The sequence below is a fragment of the Candidatus Melainabacteria bacterium RIFOXYA2_FULL_32_9 genome (assembly GCA_001784615.1).
Lineage (GTDB): Bacteria > Cyanobacteriota > Vampirovibrionia > Gastranaerophilales > UBA9579 > UBA9579.
The window spans coordinates 4,051-8,636 of sequence record MFRQ01000021.1; the positions used below are offsets into that span (position 1 = coordinate 4,051).

General features: G+C 31.1%; 4 protein-coding genes, 1 tRNA gene and 1 pseudogene (1 of these 6 running past the window's edge). 2 read left to right on the forward strand and 4 right to left on the reverse strand.

The annotated features are described in order from the left end of the window. Positions 1-767 (forward strand): annotated as a pseudogene (locus A2255_03210) (hypothetical protein); it begins 468 nt to the left of the window's first position. Between the two features lie 72 nt (positions 768-839). After that, a tRNA-Lys gene (locus A2255_03215) sits at positions 840-912 on the forward strand. 80 nt (positions 913-992) lie between these two features. Here the strand turns inward: A2255_03215 and A2255_03220 are convergent. From A2255_03220 to A2255_03235, 4 genes are all read right to left on the reverse strand, one after another. Beyond that, on the reverse strand, positions 993-1,484 hold the full coding sequence (locus tag A2255_03220) for a hypothetical protein (GenBank protein ID OGI23032.1): 492 nt from the start codon (positions 1,482-1,484) through the stop codon (positions 993-995). Next, positions 1,484-1,723, reverse strand: a complete 240-nt coding sequence (locus tag A2255_03225) for a hypothetical protein (GenBank protein OGI23033.1) — start codon at positions 1,721-1,723, stop codon at positions 1,484-1,486. Before A2255_03225 ends, A2255_03220 begins: the two co-directional genes overlap by 1 nt. 3 nt (positions 1,724-1,726) lie before the next feature. Beyond that, positions 1,727-2,518 carry a hypothetical protein gene (locus A2255_03230; GenBank protein OGI23034.1) on the reverse strand — a complete coding sequence of 264 codons (792 nt, stop codon included), beginning with the start codon at positions 2,516-2,518 and terminating at the stop codon, positions 1,727-1,729. Between the two features lie 556 nt (positions 2,519-3,074). Beyond that, a complete protein-coding gene (locus tag A2255_03235; protein ID OGI23035.1) occupies positions 3,075-4,424 on the reverse strand; it encodes a hypothetical protein in 1,350 nt (449 codons plus the stop codon). Between the last annotated feature and the right edge of the window lie 162 nt (positions 4,425-4,586).

Here is a 4,586-nt window from a genome sequence, read left to right on the forward strand (position 1 = left end):
TATCATTCTGCAAAAAATATGCTGAAGCACTTGCTCCATATGTAAGTAATATTCAGGAAATTCTCAGTAAGGCTTTAAAAGAGAAGAAATACATCTTATTTGAGGGTGCTCAGGGTACTATGCTTGATGTGGATCACGGTACATATCCATATGTAACAAGTTCCAATCCTGTATCAGGTGGAGCCTGTGTTGGAGCAGGCATAGGGCCTACTTGTATAGATAGGGTCATTGGAATTAGTAAAGCTTATATAACTCGTGTTGGAGAAGGTCCTTTTGTTACAGAATTAACAGATGAATTTGGCAGCAAAATTCAGGAAATTGGTCAGGAATTTGGCACTACAACCGGTAGAGCTAGAAGATGTGGTTGGTTTGATGCAGTAGTTGCTAAGTACAGTGTTCTTGTAAATGGTTTAACTGATATGGCTATTACTAAACTGGATATTTTAAACGATTTTGATGAAGCTAAAATTTGTGTGGCTTATAAAGATACAAGAAATGGAAAAATATACGAGCATTATCCAACAAATACTTATATACATAAATATTTGGAACCTGTTTATGAAACCATGCCAGGGTGGAAAGAAGATTTATCATATGCTAAAACATTAGAGGAACTGCCTGAGAATGCTCAAAAATATCTGAACAGGATTCAGGAGCTTATTGAAGTTCCTGTCTCGATTGTAAGTATTGGTGCAAAACGTGAACAAACAATCATGTTAGAAAACCCAGTTACTGCAACTAGGAGAGGTTGCTTAACAAAAGTTTAGCGTAAAAAGGCTTGACTTAGAAATATACTGTTGCTATCTTAATATGTGTTATAAGAAAACTGAATAATACATGCGCCTGTAGCTCAGCAGGTAGAGCACTCCCCTTTTAAGGGATAGGTCCTGCGTTCGAATCGCAGCAGGCGCATTCTTTTTTAAGAAAGGGTTTAGCCCTTTTATTTTTTTGATTAAAAATTACTCTACAAACTACCTGACTCTTGTAAATATTTAACTTTCGTTTATCATAATAAGCTCAGTAGTTTGTATATACAATCGCCTCGGCTTATTATTTAGACTTTTAAATCCTTGTGGTTTGTATAATTTCTCTGCCAATCCATCAGAGGCAGCGTCTACTATTAGTGCTACATACCCTATATGATGACATAGAAATAAAAGGGTCCTAAATGCTGTTACGCATAAGTCTGAAGCAATACCTTTGCGTTTGTGATTAATATCTACTGCCAATTTTCCAAGTAAAACAACAGGCAATTTTGATTCTTCTTGAAGCATGAACTTGCTTTCGCTTTGTGTTATTTGAGAACTTATAAGCGAATAATAAGCTATTACTTTATTTGAATCTTTTAACCTTGCTACATAGGTTTTTGAGTAAAAAGATTTTAAGTCTTTGAGAGCTTGATCTTGTAGGTATTTATTATAAACAATTTCCCCACAATCAAAGCTACTTAAATCGTGATTTTCATTTAAAATCTCTATAAGCATTAATCAAAAATCAGTTTCCTTTTCAGTGCTTTAGATAAATTTTCATTATATTGTGGGTTTTTAATAGAGTTTACAATTGTTTCAAAGTCTGACTTATCCAAGATCATATTATATTCATTTTCTTCTATTTTTGGAATACTGGTTCTTCTTTGGGAACTAGCGAACTCTAAAAGCTTTTCTTCAGCTACTTGTTCAGACACAAGATATATATGACTTTCTTCAGCTTTTTTTATTGCCATTTTTTATTCTCCTGTATCATTCATTATATTTCTGAACTTGCTGGTAGTTGACCATATAAATAAATTATAAGCAACATTATTTAGTGTTTCTATTCTCTTAACAATATCATACCTATTACAAAGTTTATTGTCTATCAAATCTAAATCTATATTTACTCGAAATTCGTTTGGATTTGTTTTAGTACAAGCGAAAATTAGTCTAGACTTACAATGCTCATTTTCAACAATTATCGTTTCAATGTGCTCTTTGAAGTTTGATATGTCTATAAGATTTGTTCTTAATGGAGCAAAAACTGAATCATTGACTAATTCAGTTATTGTTTCAAAATTTTGTGTTTCAGTTGAAACAAAGGAATTAACTTTTCTAAAGCCCAACTTTTCTATTGAATTGTTTGCTAAAGATATTTTATTAATTACCGATATAATATTTTCAATATTTTCAGCAAAAAATTCAAAGCCTTCATATTGATTATCAACACAAATGACACTGTTTTCTATAATTTCTAGATTTTTCATTAATCTTTGATTATTGAATAATAATCCTGTTACATTTTCTTCATTCGTGAGTTTTTTAGGCTTTTCATCTTCAATACTCATCGTGAATTCTACTTGTTTTATTTGTCCTGATTGGTCAAATCCAAGCTTTTTGAATTCTGTTTTTAGATATTCCTCGTTTTTCAAAATACATTGTTTTGAAAGATTAGAAAAAGCAATATTCACAACTACACTTTTAATAAAGTGCTTTTTGAATTTCTCTCTTGTGTTTTCTTCTAAATTAAAAAGTTTTTTTATCATTGTTATAAGTTTCTATTAAATAAAGTCCTAAATGCTTATATATGTAATATTCACATAAATGCTAATAAAAAAGAATATTTAACAAAAATATAGCATATAGAATTACATATTAATTTGCTTATATAAAGATATTTTAAAAATCTATTTGCTTGTTTAATATCTATGAGTTCTCATAATTTAAATTATAACATCTAACAGATCTGTTTCCTAGTGTCCATTTGGCCACAATATGTTTCAATAACATAGAAATCAAATTGATTTAGTACTTTGGTGCAGTCTGTAAATCGAATCAACTTGACTTAATAAAGTTAAAATTTTCTTCCGTAATATTTCCGTAATGACTATGCTAAATCATAGAGTTTGTATTTTAATCCCAAAAGTCAGTTATATTGTCATTTTTAAGGGATAGGTCCTGCGTTCGAATCGCAGCAGGCGCATTTCTTTTTTAGTAGGGCTTTCAGGCCTTTTATTTTTTGTTGTTTTTACTGATTTTCAATGTTTCATAAAAATCAGTTTTATATTTTTATGATGATTTTAATAATATTTTTATCTGCTTCTATTTATAAGTATTTATAAAATCAGGAATGTCTACGGCATCATTTGGGCCGATTATTGTTTCCCAATCAGGTAAATCTTCTTCGATTTCTTCTTTTAAAGTGCTTACATATCCTGGAATGATAAGCTGCCTGTGTTTTATAATATTTTCAAGATTAAATTCCTTAACTGCTTTTGCTATTGTTTCACCTGTAAACTTATTTGCAGACCAGGCTGTTAAAACACTCATGCCATCGGATGAAGTTATTAATAAATAAGCCGGCATGCCTGATGCTTCTATTTCGCTAACAACGGTGAAATAAGTTAGAGCAAAGTTTGTGGTGACAAAGACAGGTGAATTTTCGTCCACATCTCCTATAGGATAGAGTTTTGAGTCAATTTGCAGAGGTTTTTGAGGATCAGTAAATATATTTTGTCTCAATGTAAGTAAGGAATAAATTAAAGCTTCATTAAAATAATCCAGTACAATGATGTTTGAATATTTACAGACCAGAGTTGAAGCCCAGATAGTCTTATCAATGATGTTTTCTGGAATTACGGAGATTTTATCAATAAAAGATATTACAGGAAAGCCAAGAGGTTTAAACTTGTTTTCTATGGCTGCTCTTCTGATATAAGTGAGATTTTCTATTAAACTATCGGTAGCCATGTCTTGTAAACCTATAACAAGGTTCTCTGACTTATTTTCTAATGCTTTAGCTGAGTTATTAACGAGAGATTCAAGGTTATTTGCTGTTATTGAGACAGGAACATTAAACTCTTTCTCTATTTCTATTATTTTACTAATATCAATATTTTCTAAATGTACTAATGGTTTTGCTTCTTTAGTTTCTGAAAGTGCTTTTTTAACATTATCAACGTTTGAGCTTATCAAAATAAGAGGAACTTTTGCTTGTGCAACTTTTTTAGCTTTTTCAGCAAAACTGTTATCTGAATCAGCAAGCGCTATAGCATTAACTTTTAAATTTTCGCCAACTCTTTCAACACAATAGCCTGCAATTTTATTTAATTTTCCTTCAAAATCAGGATCAGAGCTATTTAGTTTTATAGCAAGGCAGGTAGGATTGACGAATTTTTTATCGTGACGAAACATAACAGTCTCGTTACCTATAGTTATTTGATTTTCAGCAGGCCCAAACTTTATCTCTGCTTGCTGAATTTGACCAGCTTCTTCTAAAAGTGCTTTTAATTCATCGGATATAAATTCGCATTTATCTAAAGTAGTCTCCTTTTTGGCTAATTTCATTGCAAAAGCCATACAGGTAGGAAAACCACATTTTTTACAGTTTGCTTCTTTTTCTTTTTTGCCGCCTGGCAAGTATTTGAATATTTGTAAACCTGTTAAAGACATCTTTATCCAATCTTTCAATTACTACTAATTAACATATATGTGATTAAGCACTAATTGTTGCTTTATTAATAAAACTCTTGATATGCTCCATAGCTTCGGGATGATGCATTACAACAAGGTTTGCACCGGCTGTTATAATTGAACTTGCTGTTACACATTCCC